Here is an 18,526-nt window from a genome sequence, read left to right as displayed (position 1 = left end):
CTTGCTTGTGTCCGATCCTTGGCAACAGTTTAAGGCACTGCCTTGGCGATCGCTGGTGCCCACAGGTCTCCTCGTTGCCTTGCTTGCAGCGCTGTTTGATACTGGGCTTTACTATATTGGCGGTGCCGTTGCCTCTGTCCGCGAGGCGTTGACCATCCTGCTTCAGCCTCCTTTGGTTCTCCTAGTCCGCCTTGGTCTGAGCATTGGTCTTGGGATGGTGGCAGTCATTGCTCTAGAGGTGTGGTTTAATCCAGCACCTATCCATAGCGGTACCCTCTGGGCGTTATTTTTGTGTGTCCTAATGGCCAGTGCGTTCTTGAGCTTTTTTGGCGGTGCCTTGGGACTGCGACCCCTATTTTTCCCCTTGACCGATGTGTTCCTGATTGGCACAGCCGTGGGGATTTTCTGGCAAGGTCGTCGCTACTGGCGCTATTGAGTAGATTCCTCAAGACGAGACGCGGTGAGCTTTGGAACGACAGCACTAATCTCAGGGTTAAAGGTAGCATCAAAGGCATCCGCCCCCTGAAACAAATACCATACGGCCTCAATCACACAGGCAATGCGAGCAACACTGCCCAGAGAACCATGGGGTGTTGTCGAAAAAAACAGCCCCAGCAGCAGGTAAACTCCACCCCATAGGGGTTGGCGCAAATAAAACTTATGGAGTCCGGGGAGAAAGATGCCGGCCAAGGCTAAGAGAATGGCGATCGCGCGATTACGGTAGCGCATCATTGAAACACTGAATCACCCTACAATTGGATATTCAGATAATGTTTAGCAAAATGCAATCTTGAGGAGTCTGGATTGCCCGAACCGCTATCTGTTGCTGTCTTTATTTGCCTTGAATGTATTTGCCTAGAATGGCAACCCCATGCTGGGGGACATGTCAAATGTTGGGAACTTTTGCTGAAGCGGCCAGCCACTACCCAGACCGCGTTGACCTGACCGTTTACCTCCCTAGCGCAAAACGGCAAACTTGAGAGGTAGCAGCCAATGTTCGCTACCAATTCTTACCGCCCCAGTTCAGCACGCACTCATTGGAAATTATGCGCCTTCACGGGAAATGATTTGGCGCATGAGTGGCCGCAGTTGGGGGCGGGAGTTTTGGCGCTGGCTATGGCTGGAGAAATCGCAGGTGGATCAGTGGTTTGGTTACCAAGCGGAACGTAAATTAGCGAGCTTTATGCAGACTAGCGCTCGCGTCTTGGTCTTGCGGCAGCAGGATGCCGATTGGCTACTTACGTTTTTGCCCCCTGAGCGGGTGGCATGATTTCAGCGGGGCATTGATCGCGATCGCTTTCATCCGCGATTTGGCAATCCCCAATGACTACGGGAGGAGTATCACCTGCCAGCGGTGCCGATCATGCTTTTTGTGGGTCGAGTGGATGCCAGTAAAAATGTGCTGCTGTTGGCACAGGCGGCTCAAGTGTTAGCAAATCAAGTGTTAGCAAATCAAGGAAAGACATTCCATGTGTTGATTGTTGGCGAAGGGGCACAGGCTACCCTTGTCAAAAACCCCTTGGGCGATCGCGTCACCCTTATAGGGAAAGTGCCCCAAGAAAAATTGGGGGCAATTTATGCCAGCAGTGATCTATTTGTTTTTCCCTCAGAGTCGGAAACTGGCCCCAATGTGGTGTTGGAAGCACGGGCAGCGGGGTTGCCCGTCGTCATTTCTGGGTTTGATGGCGGCCGTCAATATGCGCAAGCGTCAAGGGAGGATGGGATAGTGGTCTACAGTCGGGACTCCCAAGATTGGGCAGCCGCTATTGCGCCGCTGTTAGACAATGCCCCCTATCGCCAGCGGATGGGGACCCAGGCACACCAGATCCCACATAGCAGAAGCCTTTGAGCAGAGCATTTTGTGCCAATGGGAAGTGGTTGCCCAAGACTATGGCTGGCGTCAAAGCGCCTGATCTTCTAAAAGAGCCTCTAAAATCAAGGCCATGTGCGCCCAGTGAGTCCCCCCCTGGCAAAAGACAATATAGGGCGGACGCAGCGGGCCATCGGCAGAAAGCTCTGAAGTGCTGCCGTCAATAAAGGTGCCCCCAGCCATCACCAGATCATCGGCATAGCCGGGCATGGGTGCAGGTACGGGATCGAGGTAGGAACCCACGGGGGAGTAGCGCTGCAACGTGCGGCAAAAGGCAATTAGCTTCTCAGGGCTGCCTAATTGAATGGCTTGAATGACATCGCGGCGGCGGGTGAGGGGGGCAGGGTTGACGGGATAGCCCAGTTGGTCAAAGACATAGGCTAAAAGATGGGCACACTTGAGGGCTTCGCCGACCATCTGTGGTGCTAAGAACAGCCCTTGAAAGAGCAGACGATGTTGATCAAACGTGGCCCCCCCTTCATGACCAATCCCCGGTGCTGTCAGGCGATAACTGGCCTGCTCAATAAGATCGGCGCGTCCGGCTAGATAGCCCCCCGCTGTGGCGATCGTGCCGCCGGGATTTTTAATCAAAGAACCCGCAATTAAATCAGCGCCAACATGGGGCGGTTCTTGGGTTTCGACAAATTCGCCGTAGCAGTTATCCACAAAACAAACCACATTGGGATTCTGGCTCTTGATCAGTTGGATCATTTTGCCAATATCCTCAAGGCTGAGGCTGGGGCGCCATGTATAGCCACAGGAGCGTTGAATGAGCACCATGCGGGTCTGGGGTTGGACACAGGTGGCGATCGCCCCCCAATCGGGTTCGCCCGTACTCAACAGAGGAATCTCGCGATAGTGAATGCCGAAGTCCTTGAGGGAGCCTTGGCCGTGACCCCGTAGGCCAATCACCTCTTCTAGGGTGTCGTAGGGGGCACCCGCTAGGGAAATTAGTTCATCGCCGGGGCGGAGCACCCCAAACAGGGCGGTAGCGATCGCGTGGGTACCAGAGACAAATTGCACCCGCACTAGAGCAGCCTCTGCTCCCATCACCTCTGCAAAAACGCGATCGAGCACCTCACGCCCCAGATCCCCGTGACCATAGCCGGTCATGCTACTGAAGTGATGCACTCCCAGCCGCTGCTGACGAAAGGCTCCTAGAACCCGATCCAAATTTTCCTTGACGCGGCTATCAATTTCCGCAAACGTAGTTGCAAGTGCTTGTTGGGCATCTGTTACGAGGGAAGTTTTCACGTTGAGACCCATCATTGAGCCAACCAAAGTGTAGTAAAGATAGTTCTAAACCAAGGGTTGAGTGTCGGCAGAATAAGTTCGTCCTCGCCACTGCTTGGGGCGCTGCCAAGAGGAAAGGGTAATTCGTAGGACGGCGAGGGGATCGGCAAGGGGGGAAAGCCAAAAGAGCCAGCGTCCTTGACCCGTCTGCCAATCGTACACAGGGGTGATCGCTAGTGTCATGCCCCAGCGGATCAGCACCAACAGGCCATTGAGCAATGTCATCATCTCAAGAGGCAAGGTGGGAGTAGTCAGAGCCAGTGCCATCAAGCCCAAAATCAATAGGGGCAAGGGTAGTCCCTGTACAGCCCAGAGGAAATAGGCATCGCCCCACACCTGTGCTGCTGGGGTTGCATCCTTGAGGTCGAGCGATCGCCCCCACTCTCGCCATGTTTCCGCCATCCCCTCATACATCCGCACCTTGATCACCTTTGAGCCATCGCGAAAGGCCACCCGTGCCCCCGCCGCCGCAGCCGCCCGCACCAAGGTCACATCATCGCAAAAGGAAGCAGCGGCCACTTGGTAGCCGCCCATCGCCTCAAGGCGCGATCGCCGAATCAGCAGGCATTGACCATTGGCCAAAATTCGTTCGGGCTGAGTTTCAACTGCGCGCGCTGCCCCAAAGCGATAGATTAAGGTTAAAAGCAACGCCGGTTGCAGCCACCATTCGCCTCCCGTCTTGAGAATAAAGCGGGGTGAGAGAGAAATGAGGTCTAATTGCTCCCGCTGCGCTGTCTCCAAAAGGCTGGCCACAAGTCCGGGTTGTGGTTGTGTATCGGCATCAATGCCCAAAATCCATTCACTCTCAGGATGGGCACGACAAAAGCCCGTATGCAATGCCCAAGGCCGTCCCACCCACCCCCTTGGTAAGGGGGGATCAAACTCCAGTCGCAGACGCGGATCGCGGTGTTGCGCGGCCTGCACCATCTCAGCCGTGCCATCTTGGGAATGACTATCGACAATAAGAATTTCCCGCACCTCGTAGCCTTGGCGCATTAAGCCCTCTAAACAGGGTTGCAACCGCTGTGCCTCATTGAGGGTGGGGACAACAACTGAGACTTTGGCTAAATTTTCTGGGTGTGAGGGCTGGGGTTCCAGTAGGGAAGGGCGTCGCCAACTCGATCCTAAGCGAGCGATTAAAATAGCCGCCCAAGGTGCCTGTGCCACGATCGCGCCGCTGGCGATCGCTGCCAGCCCAACTGTAATGGTACTCAACGTTCTTCTGCCTCGTTCTCTGATGGGGAATGTTCTGGCGGCGGGGCATCCTCTGGGGAGAGCTTTAGCCGTTTAATCGGTAAATTGGCAATCAAGGCCGTTGTCCGCTGATCCGATTCTAGGGAAACCGCTATCCCCTCCGTTTCTAACTCCACATAGCGGGAGACCACCTCTAAAATATCTCGCCGCAAATTATCTAAAACTTCTGGCGTTAGTGCCGTGCGATCGTGCGCCAAAACCAGCTTCAGGCGTTCTTTAGCGGTGGTGCGACTAGGGGGAGTGCGCGTAAACAACCGCTCTAGCAGTTCACTGATCATCCCTTTGCCCCAAACAAGCGTCGAATCCGGCTGAATAATCCCCCGCTTGCCGCCTCTAAATCGAGAAACTCAACCTTTTCCCCCTCCAAGCGACGGGCAATATTCATAAAAGCCTGCCCCGCCAAAGATGGAGACTCTGCCAAGACCAACGGTTCCCCCTTATTGGTGGAAACAATCACCTTCTCATCCTCAGGGACAATGCCAATCAGGGGAATAGAAAGAATTTCTTGGACATCTTCGACGGACATCATATCGTTGGCAGCCACCATTGCTGGGCGCAACCGATTCAAAATGAGATGACTGTTGCGAATACGGTAGGCTTCTAGCAGGCCAATCACGCGATCAGCATCCCGCACTGCGGCAATTTCTGGGGTGGTCACCACCAAGGCTTCCTGAGCGGGGGCAATGGCATTCCGGAATCCCGCCTCGATCCCCGCTGGACAATCAATGAGCACGTAGTCATAGTGCTTGCTCAGGGCTGAGGCCAACTGTCGCATTTGCTCTGGGGTAACGGCATCCTTATTGCGGCTTTGGGCAGCAGGCAGCAACACCAGTTTATTGAGGCGCTTATCGCGCACAAGGGCTTGATCCAAGCGACACTGCCCGCTGAGCACATCAATGGCGGTGTAAACCACGCGATTTTCCAGCCCGAGCAATAGGTCAAGGTTGCGTAAGCCAAAGTCCGCATCAATGAGCACCACCGATCGCCCGAGTTTGGCCAAAGCAACACCAATATTGGCACTGGTGGTTGTTTTCCCCACGCCCCCTTTACCCGAGGTAATGACAATCGTGCGCCCCATTGAACTCCCTAGGAATTGGCTTACTAGAATAGATTATCTCAAGGTGTCTCGGATACAGTGAAGGCTCGCCCCCAAGTATAGGCGGGGGCAATCTGAATCCCTTGGTCTGTGGCGTAGGCCACCTCTGGATAAGGCGGGTTTGGGGGATCGGGTGTCCGCGCCAATAGATCAGCAATCCGTAACTGTGTGGCCGCCATTTCGAGGGTCATAATCCGTGCCCCTAGATTACCCTTGGCACCGGCGTGAGCAATCCCGCGTAAGCGCCCCCAAACGATAATATCTCCGGCGGCAATAATACTGGCACCGGCATTGACATCGCCAACGATAACCACACTGGCATCATGATGAATTTCCATCCCCGATCGCAGGGTTGTTTTCAAGTAGAGGGGGTTGGCTGTGGGTTCTGAGTTGCCATTGGTGTCCTTTATCAAAAGGGGGGGCGGTGTCCCCTGTTGGACACTGTAGCCAAGGGTAGCAGCGGCGATCGCCGTCTGGCGTCGTTCGGTAATAACTTTGTCCAGTCGCAACTGATGCTCGCTGAGAGCCTCGGCCAACTGTTGAAGCTGTGACTGATCCAAGAGTCGCTGCCCACAGGCACAATCTACGGGTAAGGTCTCTGCCCAGAGGTGTTCTTGACCGACAAGGTAGAGTTGCAACTGTGGCCACAAATCAATCCAGTCCAAATCAGGGGGCAACGTGAGTCGGCAACGCCCTTCACAGTGTTCTAAAGCAAGGCCGCTGATAATGGGTGTGCTTTGCTCAACCTCAAGAGTGACCTCAGAGCTTTCAGTACCTTTCAAGGCAGGTTCTTCTACAGGGGTTGACTCCGCCTCACTCATGGTTTTTCTACCCGCAGTCGCTGTGTAATCAAGACCATGCCCGTATCCCGAATTAAGGCCACCGAGACCCAGCGGCTACCCGCTTCTTTGGGAGCGCGTCCCACCTTAAAAATGCCACCCGCAGAGAGAAGTTCCAATTTCACAGAGCTGGGATTGGCATAGGTTTGGGCGTTAATGGGCTGATCGCTGGTGGCGCCAAGGAGAATGGCATTGCCAATGGGTTCTTGAACAATGGCATCAAGGCTAAACTCTTCACCTGCACGCACCGTTTGGGGGAGCGAAAATTGAACTGTGGGTGGTGTTGCACCAATGGTGATCGTGGTTTTCTCGTTGGTAATGTCTTGGCGAATAATTTTGCCGTTGCGGATGACCTCGATGGCTTGCAGGTTGCCACGAATGGTTTGCGGGCGATCGCTGGTGCCCCCCGTGCCTTCAATAGTGGTGCTAATTTCAAGAATCCAGTCATTGCCCTGCTGTTGCCAACGGTTGACGGTTGTGCGGTAGCGAAGGTCATGGTACGGTTGCCAAAAAGCGGGGAGTTGTTTGCGCAAGATCTCAAGGGTGAGGCCATCCCCCGTTTTGAATTCAGGGTCATAGAAAGCCAAGACGGCGTCTAAATTCTTTTCGCTGGCTGCTGCATCTAAACCGTTGATCACTACTTGCACCGATTGCGGCAAGGCAGCCGGAGTAGCTTGTCCCAGGGGAGCTGCCCAAGTCTGCTTCGGAACCCCCCCAGAAATTGCTGCCAAGCCAAGCACTGAGACTAGAAGATAGCGACGCATGGTGAACCGCCTTTGCTCCTTGGGTCTACTCATCATCAAAATTGGCGGAGTTATCCTGCTCGTCAGTGGGGGGACGATCTAGAGGTTGATAGGGTACATACTCACTCCCATCCGTGGTGCCTTCAGGACGGGGACGGGGAGGGCGGCGACGGAGGGGGCGATCGCTCACTGTGGCTGTTTCCGTTGTTGGCGGCGGACGGCGCGTGGGACGGCGCGTGGGCGCGGGGGGACGATAGGGTTCATCCACAATCTCCTCTGGCGGTGGTGTTGTCGGTCGCGGCCGACGCGAGGGGGGACGACGTACCGTGGGACGGCTAGGGGGTGGGCTGCTGCGCCGCGAGGGTAACCGTCCGACGGGGGGAGTATCCTCTACATCCTCGTCTTCGTAGCGCGATCGCGAGACATCACGGCTACCGCGAATGCGCCGTAGAGGTGGATAGTCCTCCTCCACTTCTTCCTCGTCTTCGTAGGGTTCAAACTCCTCTATCTCTGCACGGTAGGTGTAGCTGCGGCTGACAGGGCGCTCTTCATCCACAATCGGGGTATTTCGCCGCGCTTGCTCTGTGGCGACCCGCCGCAAACGAATACTTTCGTAAGCAAAAAAGGCAGCAGTGCCCGTCAGGAGAAACTGGCCAAACAGCAGAATTGGATCGAGGCGCCACCCCTGGAAAAAAAGAATCCCACCGCACAGCAGAGCCACTGCGGCAAAGAAAATATCGTGATCTCGCGCTAACTCTGGCTGAATCGAACGCAGGAAATAGAGGAGCGCCCCAGCAACAGCGAGGCCAATTCCTAAGATGCCAGCAGGCCCAAGACCGACATTGACAATTTGACCCAGGAGAGGGGAGAAGGAAAGATAAGTCATTTAACCCGTTGCCTAGAAGGGCAGAATAGAGCTGGGAGTCACAGCCCTATGGCCATGACCCTATTCTAGCGGCAATTAGCAACCGCACCCGTTGGTCTGACGCCTAGGAGGAACGTTGCACTTTGTCAATTTGGCTAATGGTGATGAGGGCAATAAAGGTGAGACCCAAAACCACGGCTCCCGAGACCAGGCCAATAAAGAAACCTTTGAGGGAAGGGGTAATCGTCAACAGTAGAGGGTACGCAAAGTAGATCATGGCTGTTGCTTGCAGGTCAAAGTGAACACTAGGATTTTAACAAAATCTGGCTTCCCTTCTCAGGGATTAGAACCAGTGCCGCCAAGCCCGCAATCGCGTCAGCAGCCGTTGCTGAATCCGCTCCCAAAACGCAAAGGAAAGAAGTCCTTGGGGTTGTTCTCGCGGAACTAAGCCGATATTTGCCCCGACAGGTCTGAGCGATCGCCCCATGGCCATCGCCGCTTCGCGAGCCTCCTCTTCAGGATTAACAAACGTGAGGGTAGGAGCGGGTAACCAACGCGCCAGTTCACAATAGCGATCGCGGGGATGATTTTTTACTTGCCCCTGTACCACCAAGGTTGCCGATTCGCCGCCATCCACTGCCGTGGCCTCCGTCACCCCCTGCTCTAGCAAAAACGCCTGCAGTTGTGGAAAAGATACTCCCGGTGAACCGCCATTGCCCCGCCCATCGCTAACGACGAAAATATATTCATTGCCCCGTCTGCCGAGAATGGCCTTCGGGGACGTGCGATCGCTCCCATCGACGGGTAGCTTTCTGCCGCCTTCTAAAAGTTGCTGCAAGCCACTGACTACATTAAAGGGCTGCGCTGGTAATCTGCCGCGATAAAACTCAATTCCTCCTTGGGCAGGAAAGTGAACCATGGCTGCATAGCCCCCCTCATAGGGGCGCACCACACGGCCATTCGCAATGTAAGCTCCGAGAACGCCTGCAGGAATCTGCCCCCGGCCTGTTAAGCAAGTCTGCCGCAGTGCCGCGTAGCTAATGCCATCGGGCGCCAATTCCCCCATGATCCATTTTTGATAGTCCTGAAAAGAGCGCAGAGACTTGGCATTCAACCAGCGGAAAAAATTTGCATTCATAGCTACCACCGCTCCTGTGCGCCGCGCAAAAGCCGCTGTCGTCTCTAAGTAAGTGTCCTCACCACTGGGGGTAGGCTCGGTCATCACCACCCGATAATCTGCCATTGGAGCTGCCACCATGTACACCTGTGTTTGATCCACCCTGTGGGTTGAGTATTGGAGAGTCGCTAATGAAACGCCAACCCAAGGCAGCACACTCAGCATCTGTTTTCCTCCGCCAAGGCCTTCAGTGTCGGTGAGCTATCTCTAACTGAGGACGCAAAAACGGATGACTCTGTCCCAAGCTGCTTTAAGGATAGTGAATAAATCAACATAAATCTTTAGGTTCTTTTAATCCACATCCTTGGGGAATCTGCCTAGGATCAGGGTGGGATTTTCTGGACGCTTTGGCACCATGGAACAAATACCCGCTTCAATTTGGACACTCACCGCTGGTGTTGTTGTCACCCTGATTAGCTTTTGGGTTGGACATCACCATGGCCTGCTGCCGGAACAGGCCTCTGAGCAAGCTCCCTTGGTGGATAACTTCTTCAACATTATGCTCACCATTGGTACGGCTCTCTTCTTGGTGGTACAGGGTGCCATTCTTCTTTTCGTGATTCGCTATCGCCGCCGTGCCGGCGAGACAGGGGATGGCCTACCCGTTGAGGGCAACTTACCCCTAGAGGTTTTCTGGACGGCAATTCCTGCGCTAATTGTGATTTTTCTTGGCATTTACAGTGTAGATATTTTCCAGCGCATGGGGGGCTTGAATCCAGGGGATCATGCCATGCACTCAATGCATAAACCAATGCATACACCGAAGTCAGCGGTAGCGGTGGTTGCCGCAGCCCCCTCGGAAACGACCAGCGATGCCAGTGCCCTTCTAGCAGCAGCGCAAACTCCTGAAATTGGCATTGGCGCCAGCCCCGATGTGCAGGGGAAAGCCCCCGATTTGGTTGTCAATGTGATGGGCATGCAGTATGCATGGATTTTTACTTACCCCGACAGTGGCATTGTCTCTGGGGAGTTGCATATTCCGGTGGGCAAGGATGTGCAGTTAAACCTTTCTGCCCGCGATGTCATCCATTCCTTTTGGGTGCCCCAGTTTCGCTTAAAGCAGGATGCAATTCCGGGGGTGCCCACTGAACTACGCTTTAAGGCCACAAAGGTCGGAACGTACCCCGTTGTCTGTGCAGAACTCTGTGGTGGCTACCATGGGGCTATGCGCACGCAGGTGATTGTGCATACCCCAGACGATTTTGAAGTGTGGCGCACTCAAAACCAAGTCACTGCCTCTGCTCCAGTGATCCCCTCCCTGAGGGAGCGCCATCTCGAGGAAATAGGAGTTACCCCACAATTGGTGGCGCAGGTGAAAGCCATGACCCACCCTCCTGAGCTTAAACCCCTTTAGTTTTTTTCGTTTTCTTCCCTCTGTTGCATTTTTGAGAGAGTTATGGCGCAAGCACAACTGCCGCTAGATGCCCCCTTGTCGCTCCCTGAGCACCCCAAAGCATGGAAGTGGTATGACTATTTCACTTTCAACGTTGATCACAAGGTCATCGGCATTCAATACTTGGTCACTGCCTTTATCTTCTACCTGATTGGCGGCCTGATGGCGGTGGCTATGCGCACGGAGCTGGCAACGGCTGATTCCGATTTTTTGAATCCCAATCTCTACAATGCCTTCATGACCAACCACGGCACAATCATGATTTTCTTTTGGGTTGTGCCAGCGGCCATTGGCGGGTTTGGCAACTACTTGGTGCCTTTGATGATAGGGGCACGGGATATGGCCTTTCCCCGCTTGAATGCCCTTGCTTTTTGGTTGAACCCACCGGCAGGGGCGCTACTGTTGGCCAGTTTTCTCTTTGGGGGTGCCCAAGCGGGTTGGACGGCCTATCCCCCCTTGAGTACGATCACGGCCACCACTGCCCAGAGTATGTGGATTCTGGCGATTGTCCTGGTGGGCACCTCCTCAATTTTGGGGGCGGTGAACTTCATCGTCACCATCTGGAAGATGAAAGTGCCCAGTATGCGCTGGGATCAACTGCCCCTCTTTTGCTGGGCGATGCTTGCCACTTCTCTATTGGCCCTTGTTTCCACGCCCGTACTGGCGGTGGGTCTGATTTTACTGCTGTTTGATATTAACTTTGGCACCTCGTTTTATAAGCCCGACGCCGGCGGCAATGTCATTATTTACCAGCACCTGTTCTGGTTTTACTCTCACCCGGCGGTGTACCTGATGATTTTGCCCATCTTTGGCATTATGTCCGAGGTGATTCCCGTGCATGCCCGTAAGCCTATCTTTGGCTATCAGGCGATCGCCTACTCCAGTTTAGCCATCTGCTGTGTGGGGCTTTTTGTTTGGGTACACCACATGTTCACCAGCGGCACTCCCCCTTGGATGCGGATGTTCTTTACCATTTCGACGTTGATTGTGGCTGTGCCGACAGGCGTGAAAATCTTTAGTTGGGTCGCCACCCTCTGGGGAGGCAAAATTCGCCTCAACAGCGCTATGCTTTTTGCCATTGGCCTATTGTCAATGTTTGTCTTGGGTGGCCTGAGCGGTGTGACCTTGGGGACTGCCCCCGTGGATATTCACGTCCACGATACCTACTACGTGGTGGCTCACTTTCACTATGTCCTCTTTGGGGGATCCGTTTTTGGTCTCTACGCGGGGATCTACCACTGGTTCCCCAAAATGACAGGGCGGCTCCTCGATGAGCGACTGGGGATTGTGCACTTTGTTCTCACCTTCATTGGCACCAACCTCACCTTTTTGCCAATGCACGAGTTGGGACTGAAGGGAATGCCACGGCGAGTGGCCATGTACGATCCCCAGTTTGAGCCGATTAATCTCATTTGTACGATTGGTGCGTTTGTTCTTGCCTTCTCAATTATTCCTTTCCTGATTAACATCCTTTGGAGCTGGAATAAGGGCAAAATTGCTGGCGATAACCCTTGGGGTGGCCTGAGCTTGGAGTGGACGACTAGTTCACCGCCGCTGATTGAAAACTGGGAAGTGCTGCCCGTAGTCACCAAAGGTCCCTATGATTATGGTTTTGACCAGCGCCAAGCAGATGCGCCTGAAAATGAAGAAGCATAGCCTGTTTTAGGAGCGATCGCCATGCAAGGGACGATTGATTCTCAGACCACCGCCATAACTGCTGATCATGCCCATGAGCACCCTGACTTTCGGGTGTTAGGATTGCTGATTTTTCTGATTTCTGAATCCCTGATGTTTGGTGGCCTTTTTGCGGCCTATTTACTCCTGCGGGGAATGCATGCACAATGGCCACCGCAAGGCACCGAGGTGGAGCTTCTTGTGCCCACCATTAACACGCTCCTTCTCCTCTCCAGTAGCTTTGTCATCCACTACGGCGATCTTGCCATCAAGAGGGATGATGTCCGCGCCATGCGCAAATGGTATTGGATCACGGCAGCCATGGGGGCGGTGTTCTTGGGGGGGCAAGTCTATGAGTACCTCACCCTTGGCTATGGCCTGCGCACCAATGTCTTTGCCAACTGCTTTTATGTGATGACAGGCTTCCACGGTCTCCACGTCTTGGTTGGCATTTTGCTCATTTTGGGGGTGATCTGGCGATCGCGCCGCCCCGGCCACTACACCGCCCACAGGCATACGGGAGTAGCCATGGCAGAGATCTACTGGCACTTTGTGGATGTGATCTGGATTATTCTTTTCATCCTGTTGTACATTCTGACTCGCTTTTAGGGACAGGTCTTGAACTGGGGCGATCGCGGGTCAAAGTTACACTGATAGACCACGGGTGCTTGCCAACTCAAGGGAATTTCTAAGAGGTCACGGGTACCCGTAATTCCCTGCAAGAGAAACAAAATCAACGCAAGGGAATTCAAACCAATATGAATCCGCCGCCACGTGAGCGATCGATCTTGGTAAATCTCTCGCCCAATGGCCACAGAAAAGATCATCAGCATCACAGCCGCTAAGCCAAAGTAAAAGTGGGAAACCCACCACTCGTCATCGCGGCGAAAGACCCCTGGCTGAAAGGCGAGAATGACCACCCCCATCGCGGAGAGGGTGGCAAAAACAGCGCGCCAGACTTTTGATTGAGCGCGATACAGAAGCGCTGTTGCTGCAATGGTGACAATAAACATCAACGCCTCTAGGACAACAGAGAGCGGTTGCAGCGTCTTGTGCTCCGCTTGCATTAAGAAGCCCTGAAACCCAAACACCACTGAATAGGCCAAGGCCACTAATGTGATGCCAATCACGCCCGCAGCCAAGAGATTGCCCAATTTCATGTGTAGATGGCCAACTGTGGCAGGAATTGAGGTAGTTTCTCTGAGGCGCCGCTGCCGCGTTTGCAGTGCAAAAAACGTGGTGATACCAATCACAGGAAAAATAAATGTGCAGGCCAAGATGGGATGCAACAGCAAAATGATGTCTTTGAGGTTGAGAAACATACGGGCTGAGAAAGACAAAGCCAGTTTTAAGGTAGCGTAAGAAATGGAGGGGCGATCGCCACCTAGGGACGCGGTAAATCAAAGAAGAGCAGTTTAGTCAGTAATCCAACGGTAGCCACCAACAGCGTCACTAGAAATCCCCACAGGCGTGCATCTGTGCCTGCCTGGCGTTTGGAAATATCCTGCAAGGTGGACTCTACTGTGTCAATCCGCTGCTCTAGTTTGGCTTCGACGGCATTGATGCGCTGCTCTAGTTTGGCCTCCACGGCATTAATCTGCTGTTCCAGTTTGGCCTCCACAGCATTGATGCGCTGCTCTAGTTTGGCCTCCACGGCATTAATCTGCTGTTCCAGCTTGGCCTCCACAGCATTGATGCGCTGCTCTAGCTTTGCCTCCACAGCATCAATTTTGTCCTCAAGCCTTTGGAACCTCTCGCCACTAGTGACAATGTGAATATCCAGCTTCTTGTCTAGGGCTTGGATAGCATCCAAGATTTGGCTCAATTCAGAACGGGTAATGGATTCAGTCATGATTCCCATCCCTCAGAAACGGACGTGGAGGGATTCGAACCCCCGACCCTCAGAACCGGAATCTGATGCTCTATCCACTGAGCCACACGTCCAGTTTTTTCATCATAGCATTAACCAAGGTAGGCTTGCTGAACCCGTGGATCATTCAGGAGAGCTGCTGCACTACCGCTTAGGGTCACTTGACCCGCCTCCAGCACATAACCGCGATCGCCCAATTGCAAGGCAAGGTGAGCATTTTGCTCAACAAGTAACATCGTCATCCCCTGTTGCCGCAGTTGCGCTAGGATGGCAAAAATTTCCCGCACAAGGTTGGGGGCTAAGCCTAAACTGGGTTCATCAAGGAGCAGTAAGCGAGGACGACTCATCAGGGCACGGGCGATCGCCAGCATTTGTTGCTCACCGCCACTGAGGGTTCCCGCCAGTTGGTGTTGCCGTTCTCGTAGTCTGGGAAAACGCTTGAGTTGCTCTTCAAGGTCTTGGGTAATCTGCGCCTCATCTCGACGGCAGTAGGCACCCAGCAGGAGATTGTCGCGTACAGTTTGGCGGGCGAGAACCTGACGCCCCTCCGGACAATGGGCAATGCCCAGCCTCACTAATTCATGGGGCGATCGCCCGGCGATGGATTGACCCGCAAAGCGAATGGTTCCTTCGCTGGGAACGAGTTTAGAGATGGCACGCAGGAGGGTGGTTTTGCCAGCCCCATTGGCACCCACAAGGGTAATGCACTCTCCGGCTTCAATCCACAAACTCACCTCTCGCAGAGCACAAATGCCACCGTAGTGGACACTCAGGGACTCAACTTCCAAAATGCGCGCAGTCATCCCCTAGGCCGTGGTCTGTGATTCCTCTGGGTTGTGGGAGCCACCCCTCGCCTCTTCCCATTCAGCAATGGCAGCATTTTCGGTTTGGGCAGCCGCACTGGTGACAAGGGCAGTAATTTCCCGAGGGGAGAACCCTTCTTCCAGTAGCTCCCTATAGATGGGATGGAGATTGCGTTGCAGTTCGTTGAAGATGGCGCGGGCGCGATCGGTATAGCGAAAGTTTTGGTCAAATAAGCTGGCCATCTGAGAAATCCAAGAGCACTGCCACTATCCTAAATCCTGGGGGCACACACTTCAAAACTAAGGAAATCACGAATCCATTTGCTTTGAGTGTCGTTTAGAGGAGGTGCTCTTGGAGATAAACCTCAGCCTTTTCTGGCGTTAAAGGGGGGGCAAAAAGATAGCCTTGGCCAAAGGGACACTGAAGTGATCGCAACAGTTGTAGTTGAGTCGTGTTTTCAATGCCCTCGGCAATGCAATCAAGGTGCAGGTTGCGGGCCAGAACCAAAATCGTGTGCACCACCTCTAGGTCTGCTTGGCTGCGATCCATTTGGGAAATGAAGGAGCGGTCAATTTTAATGCCATCCAGAGGAAGATTGCGCAAATAGCTCAGGGAGGAATACCCGGTGCCAAAGTCATCAATGTTAATGCGCACGCCCAGCTCCTTTAGCTTAGCGAGGATCTCGCGAGCAGAGTCTAGGTGCTGCATCAGCACACTTTCAGTGATTTCAATCTTGAGAAACTGCCCCCTCAAGTGACGGTGCTCAAGAGTTTGTTCAATTTCAGCCACAAGGGTGGGCAAAGAAAATTGATTGGCAGAAAGATTAACACTCATTGTCAAGCCCATGGACTGCAGTTTGGGGTACTTTTGCTGCCACTGCCGTAACTGCTCACAGGCATTGCGCAAGACCCAGCGGGAGAGTTCAAAAATCAGCCCCGTTTCTTCGGCAACAGGAATAAAGACCTCAGGGGAAATGAGGGTATCCCCCTTTTGCCAACGGAGCAAGGCCTCAAAGCCCCGCAGGGATTGGCTACGGAGACTGACAATGGGCTGATAGTGTAAAGCAAAGTCACCCCGTTCAATGGCTTGCCGCAGTTCGACTTCTAGGTGCAGGCGATCGCGCACCTGTTGTAGCAGGGTTGGGTTAAAAGTAGCAATGCGATTGTGCCCCTTGGTTTTGGCATGGTACATAGCCATGTTGGCATCCCGCAAGAGTTCTTCACTACTGGTGTAATGGGCACCTCCCATCACAAGGCCAATACTCACAGTGCTGTAGAGGGTGTAGTGATCAATTTCAAAGGGGTGGCTGAGGCGCTCCCGCAGCCCTTGGGCAATAGTTTGCGCCTGTTCTATACCCTGAATGTCGTTGAGCAACACGGCAAATTCATCCCCCCCTAAGCGGGCCACCACGTCTTGAGGACTGACGCAACCACTGAGCCGCTTGGCAAATGCCTGCAGGAACAAATCGCCAATGGAGTATCCTAGACTGTTGTTGAGAGTCTTGAAGTGATCTACATCCAAACAGAGGACAGCGTAGTCGTAGTTGGGGTGCGCTGCAGCATGGCTGAGGGTCGTACGCAAGTGTTCCTCAAAGAGCCAGCGATTGGGTAAATGGGTGAGGTGGTCATGGCGAGCTTGGTAAAGGAGTTGGGCTTCGATGGCTTTGCGCTCTTGAATTTCCCTTTGGGCTTTTTGATAGAGTTCCGCTTGCAGAATGGCGATCGCCAACTGGGTTGAAATTTGCTTAATCAGTTCAATTTCACTGTCTTGCCAGTCGCGGGGATGGACACATTGGTGACAGAGCAGCAACCCCCAAAGCCGCCCTTCCACTACAATGGGGACAACTAAATTGGCCTTGACTTGATAGTGGGCTAGCAGGTCACGATAGCAGGAGTCAACAGCCGCTGTGTCTAAGTTATTCACCACATGAATGCGACCACGCTTGTAGGCGTCAATGTATTGCTCTGTAAAACAGGAATCCCCCACGACATCCCCAAGAGCCGACAACCAAGGGGAAACGACAGCTTCAACCTCCATGATGCCGCGCCAATCATCGAGGAAACGATAAATGAGCACACGATCGCACCCCAAGAGTTGGCGTACCTCCTTGACGGCAGTTTCGAGAATCGTGCTCAGATCAAGGGATTGGTGAATGTGCTGGGTAATTTTCACCAGCAGGCGATCGTATTGGGCTTGGCGGAGCAGTTGTTGTTCTGCTTGGTGGCGATCGATGGCATGGCGGAAACTGCGCGCCAGCACGTTGGGACTAAGTTCTTGCAAACTCAAGTAGTCCTGAGCACCACTGTGCAGGACTTGGGTGGCCAAATCGGGGCGATCGCCAAGATCAATGACCACTAGGGGCAATTGTGGATAACGTTGTTGCAGTGTTTGTACTTCTTTAAGGACGTAATCCCCTTGGGCAATGAGAACCAGCAGATGAGGTTTAGCCTGGGCAACCACACCAGGGGTTAAGTGAGAATATAAACAGGTGTAAACCTGGTAGTAAACATAATCCACCTTTGCAAGATGAGGATACAAAATTTCACCCGATTGGGGGATGTTCTCAAGGATCAATAGGTTGAGCAAAGAACAGTATAAGCCTTGCTCTGAGGTTGTTTGTGGTCTATCCACCAACCCATGGGGATCATGGCTCATCGGGGAGGGGATCGTTGATTTCTGAAGCATTTTTATTCACCAGGGCTTTTACTATCGTGGACTAATAAAGGACTGCGATTTTAGGAGATTATTAATTTTATTTTTTCTTTCTAAGTCCATCATAACGACCAAGGAGGATCGCCGTCGAATTAAAGCAGGTAAGCACCACCAGAGCAAAGATTATTAAAAATAAATATGATTCATAGACTTTTAACCAGGACAAAGCCAATCAAAAATACAGCAAACGAACCGCTAGGCCCTACGACCTGCGGCTCTCTGCTAGACTAGAGGGCAACTACCGCCAACACTAAAAGCGAGCACCAATTCCCATGCGGACTAAAGGATACCCAGCACTAGAGAAGCTCGCCCCCGCATCAATAATCACTGGCCCAATTTGATGTGCCATGGCCACCCCCGCCGCTGTATAGCCACCATACGTCGCAACACCGGCATTAAATGTGGTTTCCCCAGAACGGGCAGGAACAATCGGCATTAGGGCTGCCGCCGAGGCGATTCCTGCAAAAGCCTCACCCCTTAATTGATTAATTTGGGCATCCGTGTAGGCATTGGCTGCCCCTAGAGCCACTGCCCCCATGGCATCCACATAGGCTTTGTTGACAGCATCGGTGCGATCAATCGGTGTGGCCACATTAGTAATACGTCGCTCTGCACCCGGTGCACCTACAGAGACTGTATTTGGCTGATTGGCGACGGAATTTGCCCCGATAGCAACACTGTTGGAACCAGTTGCACTAGCACCTGTGCCAATAGCAACACCGTTGGCCGCTGGTGTAGTAGCACTATATACCAATAGCAATGCTACCTGCCCCCGTAGGAAGTGCACCATTTCCAAGGGCAATGTTGCCGCAAGTTACTGTTGCCCCTGTAATAGAGCAAATACCAGAGGCAAAGAGTTGGTTGATGAGCGCTGACAGCTGACTTCCATTAATTGCATCTGTACTTGTTGGTGAGATGAAGCCAGGGGCAACATGA

At 53.4% G+C, this 18,526-nt stretch carries 23 protein-coding genes, 1 tRNA gene and 1 pseudogene; 6 read left to right on the top strand and 19 right to left on the bottom strand.

The annotated features are described in order from the left end of the window. The first annotated feature begins 7 nt into the window (after positions 1 to 7). Complete coding sequence (locus ACK4HN_RS11135; protein WP_409869147.1) at positions 8 to 436, top strand: hypothetical protein; 429 nt, start codon at positions 8 to 10, stop codon at positions 434 to 436. Here ACK4HN_RS11135 and ACK4HN_RS11130 read toward each other — a convergent pair. After that, the gene (locus ACK4HN_RS11130) at positions 430 to 732 is read right to left on the bottom strand and encodes a TM2 domain-containing protein (RefSeq protein WP_409869148.1); all 303 of its coding nucleotides are present in this window, start codon (positions 730 to 732) and stop codon (positions 430 to 432) included. The two genes, ACK4HN_RS11135 and ACK4HN_RS11130, sit on opposite strands and share 7 nt — an antisense overlap. A gap of 331 nt (positions 733 to 1,063) precedes the next feature. On the opposite strand from ACK4HN_RS11130, the gene ACK4HN_RS11125 reads away from it, so the two are divergent. Together ACK4HN_RS11125 and ACK4HN_RS11120 are read left to right on the top strand one after the other, a co-directional pair. Beyond that, complete coding sequence (locus ACK4HN_RS11125) at positions 1,064 to 1,270, top strand: hypothetical protein (protein ID WP_409877659.1); 207 nt, start codon at positions 1,064 to 1,066, stop codon at positions 1,268 to 1,270. 93 nt (positions 1,271 to 1,363) lie between these two features. Continuing rightward, positions 1,364 to 1,849, top strand: a complete 486-nt coding sequence (locus tag ACK4HN_RS11120; protein ID WP_409869150.1) for a glycosyltransferase — start codon at positions 1,364 to 1,366, stop codon at positions 1,847 to 1,849. Between the two features lie 51 nt (positions 1,850 to 1,900). Here the strand turns inward: ACK4HN_RS11120 and ACK4HN_RS11115 are convergent, their stop codons facing one another. The 9 genes from ACK4HN_RS11115 to ACK4HN_RS11075 form a co-directional block, all read right to left on the bottom strand. Continuing rightward, positions 1,901 to 3,136 carry an aminotransferase class I/II-fold pyridoxal phosphate-dependent enzyme gene (locus ACK4HN_RS11115; RefSeq protein ID WP_409877669.1) on the bottom strand — a complete coding sequence of 412 codons (1,236 nt, stop codon included), beginning with the start codon at positions 3,134 to 3,136 and terminating at the stop codon, positions 1,901 to 1,903. 33 nt (positions 3,137 to 3,169) lie between these two features. Continuing rightward, complete coding sequence (gene cruG / locus ACK4HN_RS11110) at positions 3,170 to 4,378, bottom strand: 2'-O-glycosyltransferase CruG (protein ID WP_409869151.1); 1,209 nt, start codon at positions 4,376 to 4,378, stop codon at positions 3,170 to 3,172. Continuing rightward, positions 4,375 to 4,695, bottom strand: coding sequence for a cell division topological specificity factor MinE (minE, locus tag ACK4HN_RS11105; RefSeq protein ID WP_409869152.1), 321 nt, complete (start codon positions 4,693 to 4,695; stop codon positions 4,375 to 4,377). Before minE ends, cruG begins: the two co-directional genes overlap by 4 nt. Further along, positions 4,692 to 5,495: a septum site-determining protein MinD gene (minD, locus tag ACK4HN_RS11100; protein ID WP_409851491.1), complete on the bottom strand. Its 804-nt coding sequence runs from the start codon at positions 5,493 to 5,495 to the stop codon at positions 4,692 to 4,694. Before minD ends, minE begins: the two co-directional genes overlap by 4 nt. A gap of 38 nt (positions 5,496 to 5,533) precedes the next feature. Continuing rightward, entirely contained in the window at positions 5,534 to 6,334 is an 801-nt protein-coding gene (gene minC, locus ACK4HN_RS11095) for a septum site-determining protein MinC (protein WP_409869153.1), read from the bottom strand. Then, the gene (locus ACK4HN_RS11090) at positions 6,331 to 7,116 is read right to left on the bottom strand and encodes a nuclear transport factor 2 family protein (RefSeq protein WP_409869154.1); all 786 of its coding nucleotides are present in this window, start codon (positions 7,114 to 7,116) and stop codon (positions 6,331 to 6,333) included. Before ACK4HN_RS11090 ends, minC begins: the two co-directional genes overlap by 4 nt. Positions 7,117 to 7,141: 25 nt before the next feature. Beyond that, positions 7,142 to 7,981, bottom strand: coding sequence for a Ycf66 family protein (locus tag ACK4HN_RS11085; RefSeq protein WP_409869155.1), 840 nt, complete (start codon positions 7,979 to 7,981; stop codon positions 7,142 to 7,144). Between the two features lie 103 nt (positions 7,982 to 8,084). Next, positions 8,085 to 8,237, bottom strand: a complete 153-nt coding sequence (locus ACK4HN_RS11080) for a photosystem II reaction center X protein (protein WP_409869156.1) — start codon at positions 8,235 to 8,237, stop codon at positions 8,085 to 8,087. 66 nt (positions 8,238 to 8,303) lie between these two features. Continuing rightward, positions 8,304 to 9,302 (bottom strand): phosphodiester glycosidase family protein, encoded by a 999-nt coding sequence (locus ACK4HN_RS11075; RefSeq protein WP_409877658.1) that lies wholly within the window; start codon positions 9,300 to 9,302, stop codon positions 8,304 to 8,306. 190 nt (positions 9,303 to 9,492) lie between these two features. On the opposite strand from ACK4HN_RS11075, the gene ACK4HN_RS11070 reads away from it, so the two are divergent. The 3 genes from ACK4HN_RS11070 to ACK4HN_RS11060 are packed head-to-tail and all read left to right on the top strand — an operon-like array spanning position 9,493 to position 12,813. Then, positions 9,493 to 10,491, top strand: coding sequence for a cytochrome c oxidase subunit II (locus ACK4HN_RS11070; protein ID WP_409869168.1), 999 nt, complete (start codon positions 9,493 to 9,495; stop codon positions 10,489 to 10,491). Positions 10,492 to 10,533: 42 nt separating this feature from the next. After that, positions 10,534 to 12,186 (top strand): cytochrome c oxidase subunit I, encoded by a 1,653-nt coding sequence (ctaD, locus tag ACK4HN_RS11065; protein ID WP_409869158.1) that lies wholly within the window; start codon positions 10,534 to 10,536, stop codon positions 12,184 to 12,186. A 21-nt stretch (positions 12,187 to 12,207) separates the two neighbouring features. Then, complete coding sequence (locus tag ACK4HN_RS11060; RefSeq protein ID WP_409869159.1) at positions 12,208 to 12,813, top strand: heme-copper oxidase subunit III; 606 nt, start codon at positions 12,208 to 12,210, stop codon at positions 12,811 to 12,813. Here ACK4HN_RS11060 and ACK4HN_RS11055 read toward each other — a convergent pair. From ACK4HN_RS11055 to ACK4HN_RS11015, 9 genes and pseudogenes are all read right to left on the bottom strand, one after another. After that, positions 12,810 to 13,526 carry a DUF4079 domain-containing protein gene (locus tag ACK4HN_RS11055; RefSeq protein WP_409869160.1) on the bottom strand — a complete coding sequence of 239 codons (717 nt, stop codon included), beginning with the start codon at positions 13,524 to 13,526 and terminating at the stop codon, positions 12,810 to 12,812. The two genes, ACK4HN_RS11060 and ACK4HN_RS11055, sit on opposite strands and share 4 nt — an antisense overlap. Positions 13,527 to 13,588: 62 nt before the next feature. Then, on the bottom strand, positions 13,589 to 14,056 hold the full coding sequence (locus ACK4HN_RS11050; protein WP_409869161.1) for a hypothetical protein: 468 nt from the start codon (positions 14,054 to 14,056) through the stop codon (positions 13,589 to 13,591). Between the two features lie 19 nt (positions 14,057 to 14,075). Beyond that, positions 14,076 to 14,148 (bottom strand) — tRNA-Arg (locus ACK4HN_RS11045). Between the two features lie 18 nt (positions 14,149 to 14,166). Next, positions 14,167 to 14,877 carry an ABC transporter ATP-binding protein gene (locus tag ACK4HN_RS11040; protein ID WP_409869162.1) on the bottom strand — a complete coding sequence of 237 codons (711 nt, stop codon included), beginning with the start codon at positions 14,875 to 14,877 and terminating at the stop codon, positions 14,167 to 14,169. A gap of 3 nt (positions 14,878 to 14,880) precedes the next feature. Continuing rightward, positions 14,881 to 15,120, bottom strand: a complete 240-nt coding sequence (locus ACK4HN_RS11035; RefSeq protein WP_409851515.1) for a hypothetical protein — start codon at positions 15,118 to 15,120, stop codon at positions 14,881 to 14,883. 94 nt (positions 15,121 to 15,214) lie between these two features. Beyond that, positions 15,215 to 17,338: a putative bifunctional diguanylate cyclase/phosphodiesterase gene (locus ACK4HN_RS11030; RefSeq protein WP_409877656.1), complete on the bottom strand. Its 2,124-nt coding sequence runs from the start codon at positions 17,336 to 17,338 to the stop codon at positions 15,215 to 15,217. A 502-nt stretch (positions 17,339 to 17,840) separates the two neighbouring features. Continuing rightward, positions 17,841 to 18,182: a YadA-like family protein gene (locus ACK4HN_RS11025; protein WP_409877667.1), complete on the bottom strand. Its 342-nt coding sequence runs from the start codon at positions 18,180 to 18,182 to the stop codon at positions 17,841 to 17,843. 36 nt (positions 18,183 to 18,218) lie between these two features. Next, positions 18,219 to 18,380 (bottom strand): annotated as a pseudogene (locus ACK4HN_RS11020) (hypothetical protein); the annotation flags it as partial. Then, positions 18,334 to 18,526: hypothetical protein (locus ACK4HN_RS11015; RefSeq protein ID WP_409877654.1), on the bottom strand; the 193-nt coding region annotated here is incomplete at its 5' end. The pseudogene ACK4HN_RS11020 and the gene ACK4HN_RS11015, both read right to left, overlap by 47 nt.

The sequence above is a fragment of the Thermosynechococcus sp. genome (genome assembly GCF_046299655.1).
In the GTDB taxonomy this organism is placed as follows: Bacteria; Cyanobacteriota; Cyanobacteriia; order Thermosynechococcales; family Thermosynechococcaceae; genus Thermosynechococcus.
This window is presented reverse-complemented; position numbering and strand designations above follow the sequence as displayed.